20 protein-coding genes are annotated in these 15,310 nt (G+C 41.1%); 15 read left to right on the top strand and 5 right to left on the bottom strand.

What is annotated here, in order from left to right; genetic code table 11:
* Positions 1–178 precede the first annotated feature (178 nt).
* The 5 genes from Q4D72_RS02305 to Q4D72_RS02285 form a co-directional block, all read right to left on the bottom strand.
* Positions 179–1,153, bottom strand: a complete 975-nt coding sequence (locus tag Q4D72_RS02305; protein WP_303075801.1) for an HlyD family secretion protein — start codon at positions 1,151–1,153, stop codon at positions 179–181.
* Positions 1,154–1,749: 596 nt separating this feature from the next.
* Positions 1,750–3,147 carry a TolC family protein gene (locus Q4D72_RS02300; RefSeq protein WP_303075800.1) on the bottom strand — a complete coding sequence of 466 codons (1,398 nt, stop codon included), beginning with the start codon at positions 3,145–3,147 and terminating at the stop codon, positions 1,750–1,752.
* An 80-nt stretch (positions 3,148–3,227) separates the two neighbouring features.
* Positions 3,228–3,824 (bottom strand): Crp/Fnr family transcriptional regulator, encoded by a 597-nt coding sequence (locus Q4D72_RS02295; protein ID WP_303075799.1) that lies wholly within the window; start codon positions 3,822–3,824, stop codon positions 3,228–3,230.
* Positions 3,825–3,879: 55 nt separating this feature from the next.
* Entirely contained in the window at positions 3,880–4,614 is a 735-nt protein-coding gene (gene rlmB / locus Q4D72_RS02290) for a 23S rRNA (guanosine(2251)-2'-O)-methyltransferase RlmB (RefSeq protein ID WP_303075798.1), read from the bottom strand.
* A 32-nt stretch (positions 4,615–4,646) separates the two neighbouring features.
* On the bottom strand, positions 4,647–5,603 hold the full coding sequence (locus tag Q4D72_RS02285; RefSeq protein ID WP_303075797.1) for a GSCFA domain-containing protein: 957 nt from the start codon (positions 5,601–5,603) through the stop codon (positions 4,647–4,649).
* A 215-nt stretch (positions 5,604–5,818) separates the two neighbouring features.
* On the opposite strand from Q4D72_RS02285, the gene Q4D72_RS02280 reads away from it, so the two are divergent.
* The 15 genes from Q4D72_RS02280 to rpsQ all read left to right on the top strand — a co-directional run bounded on the left by Q4D72_RS02280 (position 5,819) and on the right by rpsQ (position 15,308).
* Entirely contained in the window at positions 5,819–6,712 is an 894-nt protein-coding gene (locus tag Q4D72_RS02280) for a bile acid:sodium symporter family protein (protein WP_368502024.1), read from the top strand.
* Between the two features lie 310 nt (positions 6,713–7,022).
* Positions 7,023–7,427, top strand: coding sequence for a 30S ribosomal protein S12 (gene rpsL / locus Q4D72_RS02275; protein ID WP_303075795.1), 405 nt, complete (start codon positions 7,023–7,025; stop codon positions 7,425–7,427).
* A 26-nt stretch (positions 7,428–7,453) separates the two neighbouring features.
* A complete protein-coding gene (rpsG, locus tag Q4D72_RS02270; protein ID WP_303075794.1) occupies positions 7,454–7,930 on the top strand; it encodes a 30S ribosomal protein S7 in 477 nt (158 codons plus the stop codon).
* A gap of 14 nt (positions 7,931–7,944) precedes the next feature.
* Positions 7,945–10,065 (top strand): elongation factor G, encoded by a 2,121-nt coding sequence (gene fusA, locus Q4D72_RS02265; protein WP_303075793.1) that lies wholly within the window; start codon positions 7,945–7,947, stop codon positions 10,063–10,065.
* An 11-nt stretch (positions 10,066–10,076) separates the two neighbouring features.
* Complete coding sequence (rpsJ, locus tag Q4D72_RS02260) at positions 10,077–10,385, top strand: 30S ribosomal protein S10 (protein WP_303075792.1); 309 nt, start codon at positions 10,077–10,079, stop codon at positions 10,383–10,385.
* A 157-nt stretch (positions 10,386–10,542) separates the two neighbouring features.
* Entirely contained in the window at positions 10,543–11,160 is a 618-nt protein-coding gene (gene rplC / locus Q4D72_RS02255) for a 50S ribosomal protein L3 (protein ID WP_303075791.1), read from the top strand.
* Positions 11,160–11,789: a 50S ribosomal protein L4 gene (gene rplD, locus Q4D72_RS02250; RefSeq protein ID WP_303075790.1), complete on the top strand. Its 630-nt coding sequence runs from the start codon at positions 11,160–11,162 to the stop codon at positions 11,787–11,789. Before rplC ends, rplD begins: the two co-directional genes overlap by 1 nt.
* A gap of 6 nt (positions 11,790–11,795) precedes the next feature.
* Positions 11,796–12,086, top strand: coding sequence for a 50S ribosomal protein L23 (rplW, locus tag Q4D72_RS02245; protein WP_303075789.1), 291 nt, complete (start codon positions 11,796–11,798; stop codon positions 12,084–12,086).
* Between the two features lie 19 nt (positions 12,087–12,105).
* Positions 12,106–12,933 carry a 50S ribosomal protein L2 gene (gene rplB / locus Q4D72_RS02240; protein ID WP_303075788.1) on the top strand — a complete coding sequence of 276 codons (828 nt, stop codon included), beginning with the start codon at positions 12,106–12,108 and terminating at the stop codon, positions 12,931–12,933.
* An 11-nt stretch (positions 12,934–12,944) separates the two neighbouring features.
* On the top strand, positions 12,945–13,223 hold the full coding sequence (rpsS, locus tag Q4D72_RS02235; RefSeq protein ID WP_066431444.1) for a 30S ribosomal protein S19: 279 nt from the start codon (positions 12,945–12,947) through the stop codon (positions 13,221–13,223).
* Between the two features lie 9 nt (positions 13,224–13,232).
* On the top strand, positions 13,233–13,643 hold the full coding sequence (gene rplV / locus Q4D72_RS02230; RefSeq protein WP_303075787.1) for a 50S ribosomal protein L22: 411 nt from the start codon (positions 13,233–13,235) through the stop codon (positions 13,641–13,643).
* Between the two features lie 8 nt (positions 13,644–13,651).
* Positions 13,652–14,395: a 30S ribosomal protein S3 gene (rpsC, locus tag Q4D72_RS02225; RefSeq protein ID WP_303075786.1), complete on the top strand. Its 744-nt coding sequence runs from the start codon at positions 13,652–13,654 to the stop codon at positions 14,393–14,395.
* A gap of 19 nt (positions 14,396–14,414) precedes the next feature.
* Positions 14,415–14,834, top strand: coding sequence for a 50S ribosomal protein L16 (rplP, locus tag Q4D72_RS02220; protein WP_303075785.1), 420 nt, complete (start codon positions 14,415–14,417; stop codon positions 14,832–14,834).
* A 10-nt stretch (positions 14,835–14,844) separates the two neighbouring features.
* The gene (gene rpmC / locus Q4D72_RS02215; RefSeq protein ID WP_018279596.1) at positions 14,845–15,036 is read left to right on the top strand and encodes a 50S ribosomal protein L29; all 192 of its coding nucleotides are present in this window, start codon (positions 14,845–14,847) and stop codon (positions 15,034–15,036) included.
* A gap of 14 nt (positions 15,037–15,050) precedes the next feature.
* On the top strand, positions 15,051–15,308 hold the full coding sequence (gene rpsQ / locus Q4D72_RS02210; protein WP_303075784.1) for a 30S ribosomal protein S17: 258 nt from the start codon (positions 15,051–15,053) through the stop codon (positions 15,306–15,308).
* Positions 15,309–15,310: the final 2 nt, after the last annotated feature.

Raw genomic sequence — 15,310 nt, 5'->3', positions numbered from 1 at the left:
GTGCATTCTTGTAACTTTTGGTTTTTTAACTTTGACAAAGTTTCAAAACTTTGTCAAAGTTTTTGGTTAAAAGTTATCGGAGTGCGTGCATTCTTGTAGCTTTTGTTTTTTTAACTTTGTCAAAGTTGCAAACTTTGACAAAGTTGCGGAGTCAAAAACTATCAGAAATCCTAAATGCTTATTGTTTCACGAGTACGGACATGCCGGGATGCAGGCCTTCAACGGGTTCCGTAGGATAGGCTTTTAGTTCAAAGGTCTTACGATCGAAGTCTCCTTGTGCTTTGGTAGCCGTCCACGTGGCGAAATCAGCCATTACGGAAATATGTTTAACCTGCAAGGTTACTTGCTTGTTGTTCAGCGCTGGAATAATAGCCTGAAAGGTGGCATTCTTTTGGAATCGGTGCATAAAATCCTCACGGATATTGAGCACTACCCATATGTTGGAAAGGTCGGCAATGGTGATGATGGGATATCCGGTATTTATCAATTCGCCTTCATTGGGGATTATCTTCATTATCTCACCTTTTGCGGGTGCATATAGGTTGGCTTCGCTCTTGTAGGCTGTTACTTCTTCTACGGCGCCTTTGGCACGCTCCACCATTGCTTTTGCGGCTTGTTTGTCTTCCAATTGTGCGCCCGATAAAGCAAGGTCGTACTGCGCTTTGGCTGCGTTAGCCTGCTCGATGGCAGCTTTGTATTTTGTATATACCTCGTCGCGCTTTTGTGCGGAAATTAATTGTTCTTTGAACATACTTTCAACACGCAAGAATGATGTTTCGGCAAATTCGGCAGCCAATTTTGCCTGCTCCCACATACTTTTTGCAGCCTGAATCTGCTGACTTCTTGCGCCGGCGTTAGCTTTTGCAAGCTGGGCTTCGGCGGCGCTCTGAGCGGCACTGGCTTGGGTAAGTTTGGCGTTGATTTCAGGGGTCTCGATGGTAAGTAACAATTCCCCTTTATTGATAGATTGCCCCTCGTTTACCAATATTTTATCAACCCGACCGGGTATTTTGGGTGCAACACTGATTTGTTTGGCTTCGGCTTGTCCTTGCCAGTACTGAGGCTCGGGTTTTAATAAATGACCAGTAGCCAAAATGGCAACAATCAATAAAATGATGATAACCGTAAGTTTGATGATTTTTTTTGCTTTCATTATTCTTGATGTTTTTAATAGGTGTTTTTGATGATATAGCTTATTTTTTTGTTTTGTAACTTTGTCAAAGTTTACAACTTTGACAAATTTTTGAGTAAAAAGTTATTGGAGTGTTTAAACTCTTGTAGCTTTTTGTTTTTGGAATAACCAGAATGCGTGCATTCTTATAATTTTTTATTTTTGGAATAATAAGAATGTATGTATTCTTGTTGCTTTTTGTTTTTGTAATAATCGGAATGCGTGCATTCTTATTACTTTTGATTTTTGGAATAACCGGAATGCGTACGTTCTTGTAGCTTTTGGTTTTTTAACTTTGACAAAGTTTCAAAACTTTGTCAAAGTTTGATGTTTAAAGTTGTTGGAATGCGTGCATTCTTGTAGCTTTTTATTTTTAGAATAATCGGAATGCGTGCATTCTTGTATCTTTTGTTTTTTTAACTTTGTCAAAGTTGCAAACTTTGACAAAGTTTTTAGTTGGAAAGTTGTCAGAGCGGCTGCATTCTTATAACTTTTTGTTTTTAACTTTGACAAAGTTTTGAAACTTTGTCAAAGTTTGATGTTTAAAGCTGTTGGAATGCGTGCATTCCGGTATTCTTTTATTGTTGGATATGGTAGTTATCGATGTTTCCGCTAACTTTTATAACTTCCATTGCGGCTTCACGCTGCTGTTGAATACCTTGGGCTTGCTCGATAATGGCTTTTTGGTAGTCGCTTTCGGCTTGCAATCGCTCGGAAATGTCGATTAGCCCCTCTTCATATTGTTTTATGGCAAGGGAAAGGTTGTTGTGAGCGATTTTGACCTTTTGCGCATTGATGGAAAGCTTGTCGTTGGCAACGTTATAGTGTTCTATGTTTTTTTGAAGTAACAACATCAGCTTGTCTCGGGCATCGGTAAGTTTGCTTTGGGTAGCAGCGATGTCAAGTCGGGCTTGTTTGATTTTGTTTGTGCGGTTTAGCCCGCTAAACAGCTCCCATTTGGCGCCGAGACCCACAAACCAAGTCGGCGCAAAGGTAATTTCGTTTATGCCAAGGGTAAAATTCCTGCCCGACAGGGGTAACGCGCCCAAATTAAGGTCGGCATTGTAAAGCGATGTGTATCGCACGCCTCCGAGCGCCATAACTTGCGGCAAAAATGCGTACTTTTCTTTTTTGAGAACGTATTCTTGTGCCTTGGCGAATGATTCCAGTGCTTTGACTTCGGGTTTCTCGTCGGCAGTCAGGTTATTTCCGGCATCTAAAAGTACGAAGGGTTCAAACGAGTTGGTAACTTGTGAAATTTGAAGTTGGTCTAAACCGGTGAGGTATTGTATTTTTTGGTGTATGAGACGCTTGTTTCCGTTGAGTTCCACCTGTTTTGATTCCAGTTCAAGCTGGGCGAGCTTGATTTTATCCATATCTAGCGGAATGGCAAGACCTTGCTCGATGCCTTTCTGCACTCTTTTGGCTTCGGTTTGTAGGCGTTTTTGGCTCTCGTCGATAAGTTTTTGTACGGCGTCAAGCACTTTAAGCTGGTCGAAGGCAGTTATGACTTCTTGCGTTAGGGCGTCAGCGGTGCTTTTGGCAAGTTGTTGGGTGCCGATGTGCTTTTGCTCCAAGGCTTTTGCTCCATACGGAATTTGAAGTCCGCTGAACAGCACGGTTTTGGCAGTTACGCCGGCCATTAATAGGTTGCCTTTGAAAGAGCTGGTTCGGTTTCCGTCAAATAAAGGGATTCCGAGCAGCGGCGTTTGCACTGTTTCGAAGTCAAAAGTTTCTTGACTGTTCAAATACATATAACTTCCGGAAGCCTCAATACGCGGAATGTAGCGTTGCAGGGCGTTTTGGCGCTCCAGAGTTATCTTCTCGGCTTCGATATCCTTTTGTTTGAGTGTCTGGCTTTTCTGTTTTGCAGCGCGGATGGCAGTATCCATTGACGGGGATACCGAGATTTGCGCCGTTACCGCAGTTGCCGAAAGTGCAAGTAACAAACTTGCGATGCGTTTTGTACATTTCATTATCAATAAGTTTAAAGACTGAAAAACGGGGGCAAAGATACGACAAAAAGAGTTGCCTCACTGACACAAATGCGTCATTTTTAGGCAGAAGGTTGTATGATTTTCTTACGAATACGGGTAAGTGCCTGCCGGCTGATACCCAGATAGGAGCAAAGATGTGAAACCGAAACCCGATGGATTAGTGTCGGGTTCTCTTTCAGGAAGTTTCGGTAACGCACTTCGGCATCGTCAAACAAAAAGCCTTCCATTCGGCGGTAAATACGTTGCAGAACTTCCTCAATGACGAGTCTTCCGTAGCGCTCAAACGCCGGAATTTGGTGCATACAGGCTTGCAAATGTTCGTAGGAATGGTTGATGATGGTGGTTTTTTCAAGTGCCTGTATGTTGTAGCGGCTGGGTTGAGGGCTTTCAAGCGATGTGTAGTAGGCGGCAACCATCTGCTCTTGCATAAAACTCACGGTGATGTCATCGCCTTGTTCGTTGGTGTAGAACGTGCGGAGCAATCCGTGCGTGACGTAGCCCATTTGCGTTTGCGCTTCACCGGCTTTGATGTAAAATTCACGGGGTGAAAGCACCGAAACGGATAATCCTTGTGCGAAAAAAGCAAGGTTATCGTCGGTCAGCGCCGGATTTTGGGTTTTTACGTTTTGCAGATAGGGTTCAATCACACAATTCATCGCAGTTGAAAATTATTGTAATGTATCGATTTTGGTATTTTTCGGCAATGCGGAATTACAATCGCTGCCGCATTACTTCATATAAAAATACGCCACAGGCGACGGAAACGTTCAGTGAACCGATTTCGCCCACCATAGGCAATTTGGCTTTGGCATCGGCGAGTTTCAGCAGGGCGGGGGAGATGCCCGTATCTTCGGCACCCATTATGATTGCCAGCGGTTGGGTCATTGGAACTTGGTACAGCAGGGAATCAGTTTTTTCGGTGGCAGCCAGTACTTTAACGCCACTGCCTTGCAAGTAGTACACGGCATCGCGCAGGTTGTCCACTTTGCAAATGGGAACGTTAAAAACAGCTCCCGCCGAGGTTTTTACCGTGTCTGCAGTAACGGAAACGCTGCCTTTCTTCGGAATGATGATGCCCGAAACGCCCGTGCATTCGGCAGAACGGATAATGGCGCCGAAATTGCGAACGTCCGAAAGATGGTCTAATATCAAAAACAGCGGTGTTTTGCCGCTTTCAATGCTTGTCATCACCAGATTTTCAAAATCGTGATACTCAACAGGAGCGAGCAACGCCACAACGCCCTGATGATTTTTTTTGGTAAGCCGATTGAGCTTCTCCGCAGGCACTTGTGAAACGCCGATTTGTTCTTTTTGCAGTAAGGTTTGTAATTCTTGAAAAAGCGGACTTTTTAATCCCTTCTGAACGAATACTTTATCGATGGTTTTTCCTGCCGAAATGGCTTCAATCACGGCGCGAATGCCAAAAATTTGATATTCTTTTTCCATAAATGGCTACTTTTATTTATTTGATTATGAGCTTAAAACTCTAACGGATTGTTGTAGGTTTTAAATTTGTGTTTAAGGGCTTCAATTTTGGTTTCTAAATTCTTACGAAAAGCTAAAAATTGCTCGCTTTCAGGATTAAAGGGTTTGTGTTTCAATCCTTTTTGAATGGAATCGACGGATTTCATATCTGCCAAACAATTCGGGTCGATTAGAGTGTTGATAAATCGTTCCCAAATATAGTCAATCGCCACTTGCGAGGGGTGGAGCATATCGTCGGCATAGAAGCGGTAATCGCGCAGTTCGTCTGTCATAATTTCGTAAGCCGGAAAGTATGCAACGTCGGTGTTTTTTGTTAGAAAAGAATGTAATCCGCTGATAAGATGCGCTTTACTGATTTGATTTTGAGTGAACCCGTCTTTCAGATGCCGAACGGGAGAAATGGTAAAAACGATTTTTGCCGAAGGATTACTATTTTTAATCTGCCAAATGCTGTTTTGCAAACTATTTTCTATTTCGTTGATTGTGAGTAATCTTTTTGAAAATTCCGTTTGCGGAAGTTTGTGGCAATTGGCAACGATTCCGTGTTGATGATGCTCGTAAATCCACGCGGTTCCTAAAGTAATAAATACAAAATCAGCTTCTTGCAGCCCCGTTTGTAGTTGCTTGCTTTGTTGGTTGGCGATTTTCACCATATTAATAAGGTGAAGTTGCGAAAGTTCGGAATGAAAGTCGAAACAATGCCATAAATCGTTGTGTTGGAAAAAATCTTCTTCGGAAAAAATTGCGTTTTGCATTGATTTTGTAATGATTTTTTCAATCGCCAACGGGTGGAACAAAATTCCAAACGGATTGCTAACTACTTGAAATTTATGATAATGCAGTTTTTGGGCGATGTTCACGGCAAAGCACGACCCAAGGCTCACTATCTTGGAATGATAGCCTATTTTGGGTGTGATTTCGTTTGTCGGAACAACGGTTCTGAATTCCATAATTTGTGTTTGTCAAGCGGATAAACGTTTTCGAGCGACAAAAATATGAAAAATGTGCCGAAAAAATTAATAATTAGGAGTTTAATGCGAATGGTTGATTTTTTTAATGATTTAAGTTATTGATTAATAGTTTTTTATTTCAGACAGAAAAATAAAAATACGCAAAAAATCATTGAATTTCAAAAAAAACGCGTAACTTCGGCGTTTCGTTCCTTATATATTTTAAAAGAAAATTAATGGATTGGATAAATCACTTATTATCAGCTGTTTTGATGCTGATAACTTTTGCCATAGGCAGTTCGTTGCGTTTTGCCGATTTTGAAAATATTTTCAGGAAATCAAAAGCACTTACCGTTGGTTTGGTTGCCCAAATGGTTTTTTTACCGATATTGGCGTTTGTAATTGCTTATTTTTCAGACCTATCTCCGGAATTGAAGGTGGGAATGCTCATCGTGGCGATTTGCCCCGGCGGAACGACCTCCAATTTTGTGTCGTATTTGGTGAATGCCGATACGGCTCTGGCTGTGGCACTTACGGCGGTTAATAGTTTGCTGATTTTGTTTACCATTCCCGTTTTTACCAATATGGCGATTTCGCTTTTTATGGGAACCACGTCAGAATTTTCACTTTCAATGACAGATACGTTTCTGGAAGTCAGTAAGATAGTGATTTTTCCCGCTTTTTTGGGTCTGGTGTTTAATCGCTATCTTCCGAATTTTGCGTTGAAAATAAAATTTCCGCTAAAAGTCATCAATACGATTTTGCTGGGCTTGGTTTTTGTAGTGAAATTTCTTGCCGATAAAGAATCGGGCGGGACGGGTATCGTTGTTGATGAAATGGTGCGTATTTTTCCATATGTGCTAGTAATGCATTTGGTTGCAATGATTTTTAGTTATTTGATTTCCAGAAGATTTTTCGGAGTTTCCAATGTGCAATCTACCACCATCGGGATTGAGGTTGGCTTGCAAAATACGGTCTTGGCGATTTACGTGGCGGGACTTATCCAAAGTGTTGAAATGGCAAAACCGGCGTTGGTGTACGCAATGTTTTCATTTTTTACCACGTTGGGCTTTGCTCTTTTCGTGATGCGGGATAGGTATAACAAATAGGAGTAAACTTTTTAAAAACTTTTTTGTGATATTTGTAACAAAATAAAAGTCACTTTTTTTTGAATAAAATATTTTATATTATTGATTTTTAGGTATTTAATTGTTTATGTATTAAAAAAAGAATTTTAAGTTTTGACAATGTTGCAAAATATTTTTTAATTAAATTATTGATTTCTTGGTTGTTTAAAAATTTAAAACTACTTTTGCACCCGCAAATAATAGAAGCAATGAAGATGGGGTGTTACTAAAAACCTCAAAATCATATCAAAATTGTAAATATATAACAAACATAATATTGTAAAATTAAATTATGCCAACAATTTCACAATTAGTACGAAAAGGAAGAACCAGAATTACCAAGAAGAGTAAATCGGTTGCTTTGGATTCGTGTCCTCAACGCAGAGGAGTGTGTACGCGTGTTTATACAACAACGCCAAAAAAACCGAACTCGGCAATGCGTAAAGTGGCGCGTGTTCGTTTGACAAACGGCAATGAGGTGAATGCGTACATCCCTGGTGAGGGTCACAACCTCCAAGAGCACTCGATAGTATTGGTACGAGGCGGAAGGGTAAAAGATTTACCGGGTGTGCGTTATCACATTGTTCGTGGAGCGCTTGACACTGCCGGAGTTGCAGGAAGAACGCAGCGTCGTTCTAAATACGGTGCAAAACGTCCAAAACCAGGGCAAGCAGCACCAGCAAAAGGAAAAAAATAATTTAAAAAATCTTTTAACAAGAAGAAATGAGAAAAAGACAGGCTAAAAAAAGACCTCTTTTACCAGATCCGAAGTTTAACGATCAGTTGGTAACGCGTTTTGTGAACAACTTGATGTGGGATGGTAAAAAGTCAGTGGCTTTTAAAGTATTTTACGATGCACTTGATATCGTAGAGCAAAAGAAAAATAACGACGAAAAATCAGCGTTAGAGGTATGGAAAGATGCTTTGACCAATGTAATGCCTCACGTTGAGGTGCGTTCGCGCCGTGTGGGTGGAGCTACCTTCCAAATCCCGATGCAAATTCGTCCTGACCGAAAAGTGTCAATGGCAATGAAATGGTTAATCGGTTACGCTCGTAAACGTAACGAGAAATCGATGTCGCAAAAATTGGCAGGAGAAATTTTGTCAGCAGCCAAAGAAGAAGGTGCTGCGGTTAAGAAAAGAATGGATACGCACAAAATGGCAGAGGCAAACAAAGCCTTCTCACATTTTAGATTTTAATACCTAATAAATAGATGAGTAGAGATTTAAAATATACAAGAAATATTGGTATTGCTGCACATATTGATGCAGGAAAAACAACCACCACTGAGCGTATTCTATTCTATACCGGAAAAACGCACAAATTGGGAGAGGTTCACGACGGAGCTTCTACAATGGACTGGATGGAGCAAGAAGCTGAGCGTGGTATTACAATTCAGTCAGCTGCAACTACTTGCGTTTGGAATTTTCCAACTGAAAACGGGAAACCTACCGCCGATGCAAAAGAATATCACTTTAACATTATCGATACCCCTGGTCACGTGGACTTTACCGTTGAGGTGAACCGTTCGTTGCGTGTATTGGACGGATTGGTGTTCTTGTTCAGTGCTGTTGATGGGGTTGAACCTCAATCGGAAACCAACTGGCGTTTGGCAGATAACTACAAAGTGCCACGTATCGGTTTCGTTAATAAAATGGACAGACAAGGTGCAAACTTCTTGAATGTTTGTAACCAAGTGAAAGATATGTTGAAATCAAATGCTGTGCCGATTGTATTGCCTATCGGTGATGAGGTTGATTTCAAAGGAGTAGTTGATTTGGTAAAAAACCGTGCAATCGTATGGCACGAAGAAACACAAGGAGCTACTTTCGACATCGTTGAAATTCCGGAAGAAATGAAAGATGAAGTTCATCAATATCGTGCGCAACTTATTGAAGAGGTTGCGGCTTATGATGAAGGTCTTTTAGAGAAATTTATGGAAGATGAAAATTCTATCACGGAAGAAGAAATTCACACCGCTTTGCGTGCTGCCGTGATGGATATGGCAATCATTCCGATGGTTTGTGGTTCGTCATTCAAAAACAAAGGGGTTCAGTTTATGTTAGATGCGGTTTGCCGCTACTTGCCTTCACCTTTGGATAAAGAGGCTATCGAAGGAACAGACCCAAATACAGGTGCAGAGATAGCAAGAAAGCCAGCTGTATCTGAGCCTTTTGCTGCTTTGGCGTTTAAAATCGCAACAGACCCTTATGTAGGTCGTTTGGCATTCTTCCGTGCTTATTCAGGGCATTTAGATGCAGGTTCATATGTATTGAACGCACGTTCAGGAAACAAAGAGCGTATTTCGCGTATCTACCAAATGCACGCCAACAAACAAAATCCGATTGAATATATTGAGGCAGGAGATATCGGAGCGGCAGTAGGTTTTAAAGATATCAAAACCGGTGATACGCTTTGTGATGAAAAACATCCAATCGTGCTTGAATCGATGGTGTTCCCTGATCCGGTAATCGGTATTGCGGTTGAGCCTAAGACAAAAGCTGACGTAGATAAAATGGGTATGGCTCTGGCGAAATTAGCAGAAGAAGATCCAACGTTCCAAGTGAAAACAGACCAAGCCTCAGGGCAAACTATCATTTCCGGAATGGGTGAGCTTCACTTAGACATCATCGTTGATCGTTTGAAACGTGAGTTTAAGGTGGAAGTAAACCAAGGTCAGCCACAGGTGGAATACAAAGAAGCACTTACCGCAGTTGCTAATCACCGTGAGGTCTACAAAAAACAATCAGGTGGACGTGGTAAGTTTGCTGATATTGTTTTCCGTATGGAGCCTGCCGAAGAAGGAAAAGTTGGTTTGGAATTCATCAACGAAATCAAAGGTGGTAACATTCCGAAAGAATATATCCCGTCAGTTGAAAAAGGCTTTAAAGAAGCAATGAAGTCAGGTCCGTTGGCAGGATTTGAAATGGACGCAATGAAAATCACTTTGGTCGATGGTTCATTCCACGCGGTGGATTCAGATTCATTATCGTTCGAGCTTGCTGCCAAGTTAGGATACAAAGAGGCTGCTCGTGCTGCCAAAGCGGTACTTATGGAGCCTATTATGAAGTTGGAGGTTATCACTCCGGAAGAAAATATGGGTGATATCGTTGGAGACTTGAACCGTCGTCGTGGTCAAGTAAACAATATGGACGACAGAAACGGAGCAAAAGTTATCAAAGCACACGTTCCGCTATCGGAAATGTTTGGTTACGTAACAGCATTGCGTACCCTTTCATCAGGTCGTGCCACTTCAACGATGGAGTTTTCACACTACGCGGAAACACCTTCAAACATTGCAGAAGAAGTAATTAAAAACGCCAGAGGCAACTAATTTTTAAGGAAATGAGCAGTCAAAAAATCAGAATAAAATTAAAATCTTATGACCATAATTTGGTTGATAAGTCGGCTGAAAAGATTGTAAAAACAGTAAAATCAACAGGAGCCGTAGTGACCGGACCAATTCCGTTACCGACTCATAAAAAAATCTTTACTGTGTTGCGCTCTCCGCACGTAAACAAGAAATCGCGCGAGCAGTTTCAGTTGAGTTCTCACAAACGCTTGTTAGATATTTATAGCTCATCGTCAAAGACTATCGATGCTTTGATGAAGCTCGAATTGCCAAGCGGAGTTGAAGTTGAAATCAAAGTGTGATAACGCAACTGTTTAGCAAGCTGATTTTCAGAAACTAACATTGTCCCGAAACTGCGAGTTTAGGGAAAAACGGAAAAAAATGATTCAGGGTTAAAAAGCCAAGGCATTTTTTGACCCTGAACCTATATAAACTAATATTAATAATTAAATTTAATTTATGTCTGGGTTAATTGGAAAAAAAGTAGGGATGACCAGTATTTTTGATGAAAACGGAAAGAACGTTCCGTGCACCATCATTGAGGCAGGTCCTTGCGTAGTTACCCAAGTCAGAACCGCAGAGGTTGACGGGTATGAGGCTCTTCAACTTGGTTTCGATGACAAAGCAGAACACCGCGCTAACAAAGCTGAGTTAGGGCACTTTAAAAAAGCAGGTACTTCTGTTAAGAAAAAAGTTATCGAATTTCAAGGATTTGAAACAGCCCACAAATTAGGTGATTTAATCACCGTTGAGCTTTTTACAGAAGGCGAGTTTGTTGACGTAACAGGAATTTCAAAAGGTAAGGGATTCCAAGGGGTTGTTAAACGCCACGGATTTGGTGGAGTTGGACAATCAACACACGGTCAGCACAACCGTTTAAGAGCGCCGGGGTCAATAGGTGCGTCGTCTTATCCGTCACGTGTATTCAAAGGAATGCGAATGGCTGGCAGAATGGGAGCAGAAAAAGTAACAGTACAAAACTTGAAAGTGTTGAAGGTGGTTGCCGAGAAAAATCTTTTAGTGGTTAAAGGGTGTATTCCGGGACACAAAAATGCTTACGTAACTATTCACAAATAATGGAAGTAGCAGTATTAAATATTCAAGGAAAAGAAACAGGCAGAAAAGTAACTCTTTCTGATGCTGTGTTCGCAATTGAGCCTAATAATCACGTGATTTACTTAGATGTGAAACGCTATTTGGCTAACAAACGTCAAGGAACTCACAAGGCAAAAGAGAGAAATGAAGTAGCGGGTAGTACTCGTAAGATTAAAAAACAAAAAGGAACCGGTACGGCTCGTGCAGGTAGTGTGAAATCACCTGTATTTGTGGGTGGTGGTCGTATTTTTGGACCTCGTCCGAAAGACTATACACAAAAACTGACCAAAAACGTGAAGCGCTTGGCTCGTCGTTCAGCGTTGAGCGCCAAGGCAAAAAGCCAATCCGTTTTGGTTCTTGAAGATTTGAATTTCGATGCTCCAAAAACAAAAGATTTTACTAATATTTTGAAATCTTTGGGGTTAGAAAATAAAAAATCACTTTTTGTATTGCCGGAAACAAATAATAATGTATATTTGTCGTCGCGAAATTTGAAAAGCTCTAATGTTGTAACAGCTTCTGAATTAAATACTTATCAAATAGTAAATGCTTCGGATGTAGTTCTTTTAGAGAGTTCGGTGAAAGTTTTAGAGTCAATTTTAACAAAATAAGAAAGAATGAGCGTATTAATCAGACCCGTAATTACGGAAAAAGCAAATGCAAATAGCGAGCTAAAAAGTTGCTATACGTTTGAGGTTTGTAAGCAAGCTAACAAAATTCAAATTAAAGAAGCTGTTGAGGCTGCTTATGGCGTTAAAGTTGCACAGGTTCGTACGTTGAACTACGCGCCTAAACGTAAAACGCGCTACACAAAAACAGGTTTGCAATTAGGAAAAACCAATGCCGTAAAACGTGCAGTGGTGCAAGTGGCAAGCGGCGAAACTATTGATTTTTATAGCAATATATAAGTTTAACAAATAGACAAAGATGTCAGTTAGAAAATTAAAACCGATTACCCCCGGGCAGCGTTTTAGAGTAGTAAACGACTTTGACACCATTACTACTGATAAGCCGGAGAAAAGCCTTTTGGTTCCGTTGAAAAAGTCCGGAGGTAGAAACAATCAAGGGAAAATGACCATGCGTTACATTGGTGGTGGTCACAAAAGAAAGTATCGTGTTATCGATTTCAAACGAAACAAGTTTGGTGTTGAAGCCAAAGTAGTTTCAATCGAATACGATCCCAACAGAACAGCGTTTATTGCTTTGGTGCAATACACTGACGGAGAGAAGCGTTACATCATCGCTCCGGCAGGTTTGAAAGTTGACCAAACAATCGTTTCAGGCGAAAGTAATGTAGCTCCTGAAATTGGTAATGCAATGCCGCTTTCACAAATTCCGTTGGGAACGGTAATTTCTTGTATCGAATTGCGACCGGGGCAAGGGGCAAACATCGCTCGCTCTGCCGGAACTTTTGCACAGCTTATGGCAAAAGACGGAAAGTACGCAACCGTGAAATTGCCTTCGGGTGAAACACGTATGATTTTACTTACTTGTATGGCAACAATTGGAACTGTGTCAAACTCTGACCATCAGTTGATTGTATCAGGTAAAGCAGGCCGTTCACGTTGGTTGGGCAGAAGACCACGAACCAGACCTGTTGTGATGAACCCTGTTGATCACCCAATGGGTGGTGGTGAAGGTAGAGCTACCGGAGGTCACCCACGATCAAGAAAAGGTATCCCTGCCAAAGGTTACAGAACTCGTTCTAAAACCAAGGCTAGTAATAAGTATATTGTAGAACGTAGAAAAAAATAAGAGACTAAGAAATGGCACGTTCATTAAAAAAAGGACCTTACGTTCACTATAGTTTGGAGAAAAAAATCCAACAAAATATTGAGTCAGGAAAGAAAACGGTGATCAAAACTTGGTCAAGAGCCTCAATGATTACCCCTGATTTTGTTGGGCAAACAATAGCAGTTCACAATGGTCGTCAGTTTGTTCCGGTGTATATCACAGAGAATATGGTGGGACACAAATTAGGAGAATTTTCACCAACACGCTCGTTCAGAGGGCACGCTGGTGCAAAAAATAAAGGTAAAAAATAATAGAAGGCTATGGGAGTTCGTAAAAGAGAAAAAGCAACAGAGATTAAAGAAGCTAAAAAGAGCTTGGCTTTTGCAAAGTTGAATAACTGCCCTACTTCACCCCGAAAAATGCGCTTGGTAGCGGATTTGGTTCGCGGGCAACAAGTAGATAAAGCCCTTGCTATTTTGAAATTCAACCAAAAAGAAGCGTCGGCTCGTTTAGAGAAATTGTTATTGTCGGCAATCGCCAACTGGCAAGCTAAAAACGAAGATGCTGATTTGGAAGAAGCTGGATTATTTGTTAAAGAAATCCGCGTGGACGGAGGTACTATCTTAAAAAGATTACGCCCTGCACCACAAGGAAGAGCACACAGAATTAGAAAACGCTCTAACCACGTTACAATCGTATTGGGAGCTAAAAATTATAACACAGAAAGCTAAGATAAACTATGGGACAAAAGACAAATCCAATTGGGAATCGCCTTGGAATTATCAGAGGATGGGAGTCTAACTGGTACGGAGGTAACGACTACGGAGATAAACTTGCTGAAGACGACAAAATCAGAAAGTATGTACAAACCCGTTTGTCAAAGGCTAGTGTTTCACGTGTGATTATTGAAAGAACTTTGAAACTTGTAACCGTTACTATCACCACCGCTCGCCCCGGTATCATCATCGGTAAAGGCGGTCAGGAGGTAGACAAGCTCAAAGAAGAATTGAAAAAAATCACCGGTAAGGACATTCAGATTAACATCTTTGAAATTAAAAGACCCGAACTTGATGCCAACTTGGTTGCGGCAAGCATCGCTCGCCAAATCGAAGGGCGTGTTTCATATCGTAGAGCCATTAAAATGGCAATTGCGGCTGCAATGCGTATGAACGCCGAAGGGATTAAAGTGATGATTTCAGGTCGTTTAAACGGTGCAGAGATGGCGCGTTCTGAAAGTTACAAAGAAGGACGCATCCCGTTGTCAACATTCAGAGCCGATATTGATTACGCACTTGACGAGGCACACACCACATACGGACGTATGGGAATCAAAGTGTGGATTATGAAAGGCGAAATCTACGGAAAGAAAGACCTTTCTCCGCTTGTGGGAATGAGTAAAAAATCTGCCGGAGTAGGCTCATCAGCAGGGAAATCTACGACTGACAAGCCTTCGGGAGCTAGAAGAGCACGTCGTAAAAAGTAATTTTTAAAGAAAAAAAGAAATGTTACAGCCAAAAAGAACGAAATATCGTAGAGTACAGAAAGGTAGAATGAAAGGCGTTTCACATCGTGGGGCGCTACTTTCAAACGGTATGTTTGGAATCAAATCGTTAGATTCAGCTTTCATCACTTCGCGCCAAATTGAGTCTGCCCGTGTTGCGGCAACTCGTTATATGAAACGTGAAGGACAGTTGTGGATTAAAATTTTCCCAGACAAGCCGATTACCAAAAAACCTTTGGAAGTACGTATGGGTAAAGGTAAAGGTGCCGTAGAATATTGGGCAGCCGTAGTTAAACCAGGAAGAATTATGTTCGAAGTAGGAGGCGTGCCGATTGAAGTAGCCCGTGAGGCGTTGCGTTTGGCAGCACAAAAACTTCCTGTGAGAACAAAATTCGTTGTAGCAAGAGATTATCAAGATTAATTAAAGAACAATGAAACAGTCTGAAATTAAAAATTTGACAATAGCTGAGCTGCAAGAAAAGCTTGGTGAGTACAAAAAATCGTATGCAGATTTGAAAATGGCACACGCCATTCAACCGCTTGAAAAACCGATTCAATTGCGACAAGTAAGAAGAACCGTTGCGAGATTGGCATGTGAGCTAACTAAAAGAGAATTACAATAATTCGAAGCTGCCTTATGGAAAAAAGAAATTTAAGAAAAGAAAGAATAGGGGTTGTTACCAGCAATAAAATGGAAAAAACCATTGTGGTTTCAGAAGTAAAACGCGTGAAGCACCCTATGTATGGTAAGTTCGTGTTGCGCACTAAAAAATACGTAGCACACGACGAGAAGAATGATTGCAACATTGGTGATACCGTACGGATTATGGAAACTCGTCCGCTGAGTAAAACCAAATGTTGGAGGTTAGTTGAAATCATTGAAAGAGCGAAGTAATT

Source organism: Capnocytophaga sp., from assembly GCF_030532915.1.
In the GTDB taxonomy this organism is placed as follows: domain Bacteria; phylum Bacteroidota; class Bacteroidia; order Flavobacteriales; family Flavobacteriaceae; genus Capnocytophaga.
The sequence above is the reverse complement of the archived record's forward strand: the minus strand, read 5'-3'. Positions and strand labels throughout refer to the sequence as shown.

Coding starts and splice junctions, on each gene's coding strand:
- Q4D72_RS02305 (WP_303075801.1), bottom strand. CDS start 1,153: ATGAAAGCAAAAAAAATCATCAAACTTACGGTTATCATCATTTTATTG.
- Q4D72_RS02300 (WP_303075800.1), bottom strand. CDS start 3,147: ATGAAATGTACAAAACGCATCGCAAGTTTGTTACTTGCACTTTCGGCA.
- Q4D72_RS02295 (WP_303075799.1), bottom strand. CDS start 3,824: ATGAATTGTGTGATTGAACCCTATCTGCAAAACGTAAAAACCCAAAAT.
- rlmB (WP_303075798.1), bottom strand. CDS start 4,614: ATGGAAAAAGAATATCAAATTTTTGGCATTCGCGCCGTGATTGAAGCC.
- Q4D72_RS02285 (WP_303075797.1), bottom strand. CDS start 5,603: ATGGAATTCAGAACCGTTGTTCCGACAAACGAAATCACACCCAAAATA.
- rpsL (WP_303075795.1), top strand. CDS start 7,023: ATGCCAACAATTTCACAATTAGTACGAAAAGGAAGAACCAGAATTACC.
- rpsG (WP_303075794.1), top strand. CDS start 7,454: ATGAGAAAAAGACAGGCTAAAAAAAGACCTCTTTTACCAGATCCGAAG.
- fusA (WP_303075793.1), top strand. CDS start 7,945: ATGAGTAGAGATTTAAAATATACAAGAAATATTGGTATTGCTGCACAT.
- rpsJ (WP_303075792.1), top strand. CDS start 10,077: ATGAGCAGTCAAAAAATCAGAATAAAATTAAAATCTTATGACCATAAT.
- rplC (WP_303075791.1), top strand. CDS start 10,543: ATGTCTGGGTTAATTGGAAAAAAAGTAGGGATGACCAGTATTTTTGAT.
- rplD (WP_303075790.1), top strand. CDS start 11,160: ATGGAAGTAGCAGTATTAAATATTCAAGGAAAAGAAACAGGCAGAAAA.
- rplW (WP_303075789.1), top strand. CDS start 11,796: ATGAGCGTATTAATCAGACCCGTAATTACGGAAAAAGCAAATGCAAAT.
- rplB (WP_303075788.1), top strand. CDS start 12,106: ATGTCAGTTAGAAAATTAAAACCGATTACCCCCGGGCAGCGTTTTAGA.
- rpsS (WP_066431444.1), top strand. CDS start 12,945: ATGGCACGTTCATTAAAAAAAGGACCTTACGTTCACTATAGTTTGGAG.
- rplV (WP_303075787.1), top strand. CDS start 13,233: ATGGGAGTTCGTAAAAGAGAAAAAGCAACAGAGATTAAAGAAGCTAAA.
- rpsC (WP_303075786.1), top strand. CDS start 13,652: ATGGGACAAAAGACAAATCCAATTGGGAATCGCCTTGGAATTATCAGA.
- rplP (WP_303075785.1), top strand. CDS start 14,415: ATGTTACAGCCAAAAAGAACGAAATATCGTAGAGTACAGAAAGGTAGA.
- rpmC (WP_018279596.1), top strand. CDS start 14,845: ATGAAACAGTCTGAAATTAAAAATTTGACAATAGCTGAGCTGCAAGAA.
- rpsQ (WP_303075784.1), top strand. CDS start 15,051: ATGGAAAAAAGAAATTTAAGAAAAGAAAGAATAGGGGTTGTTACCAGC.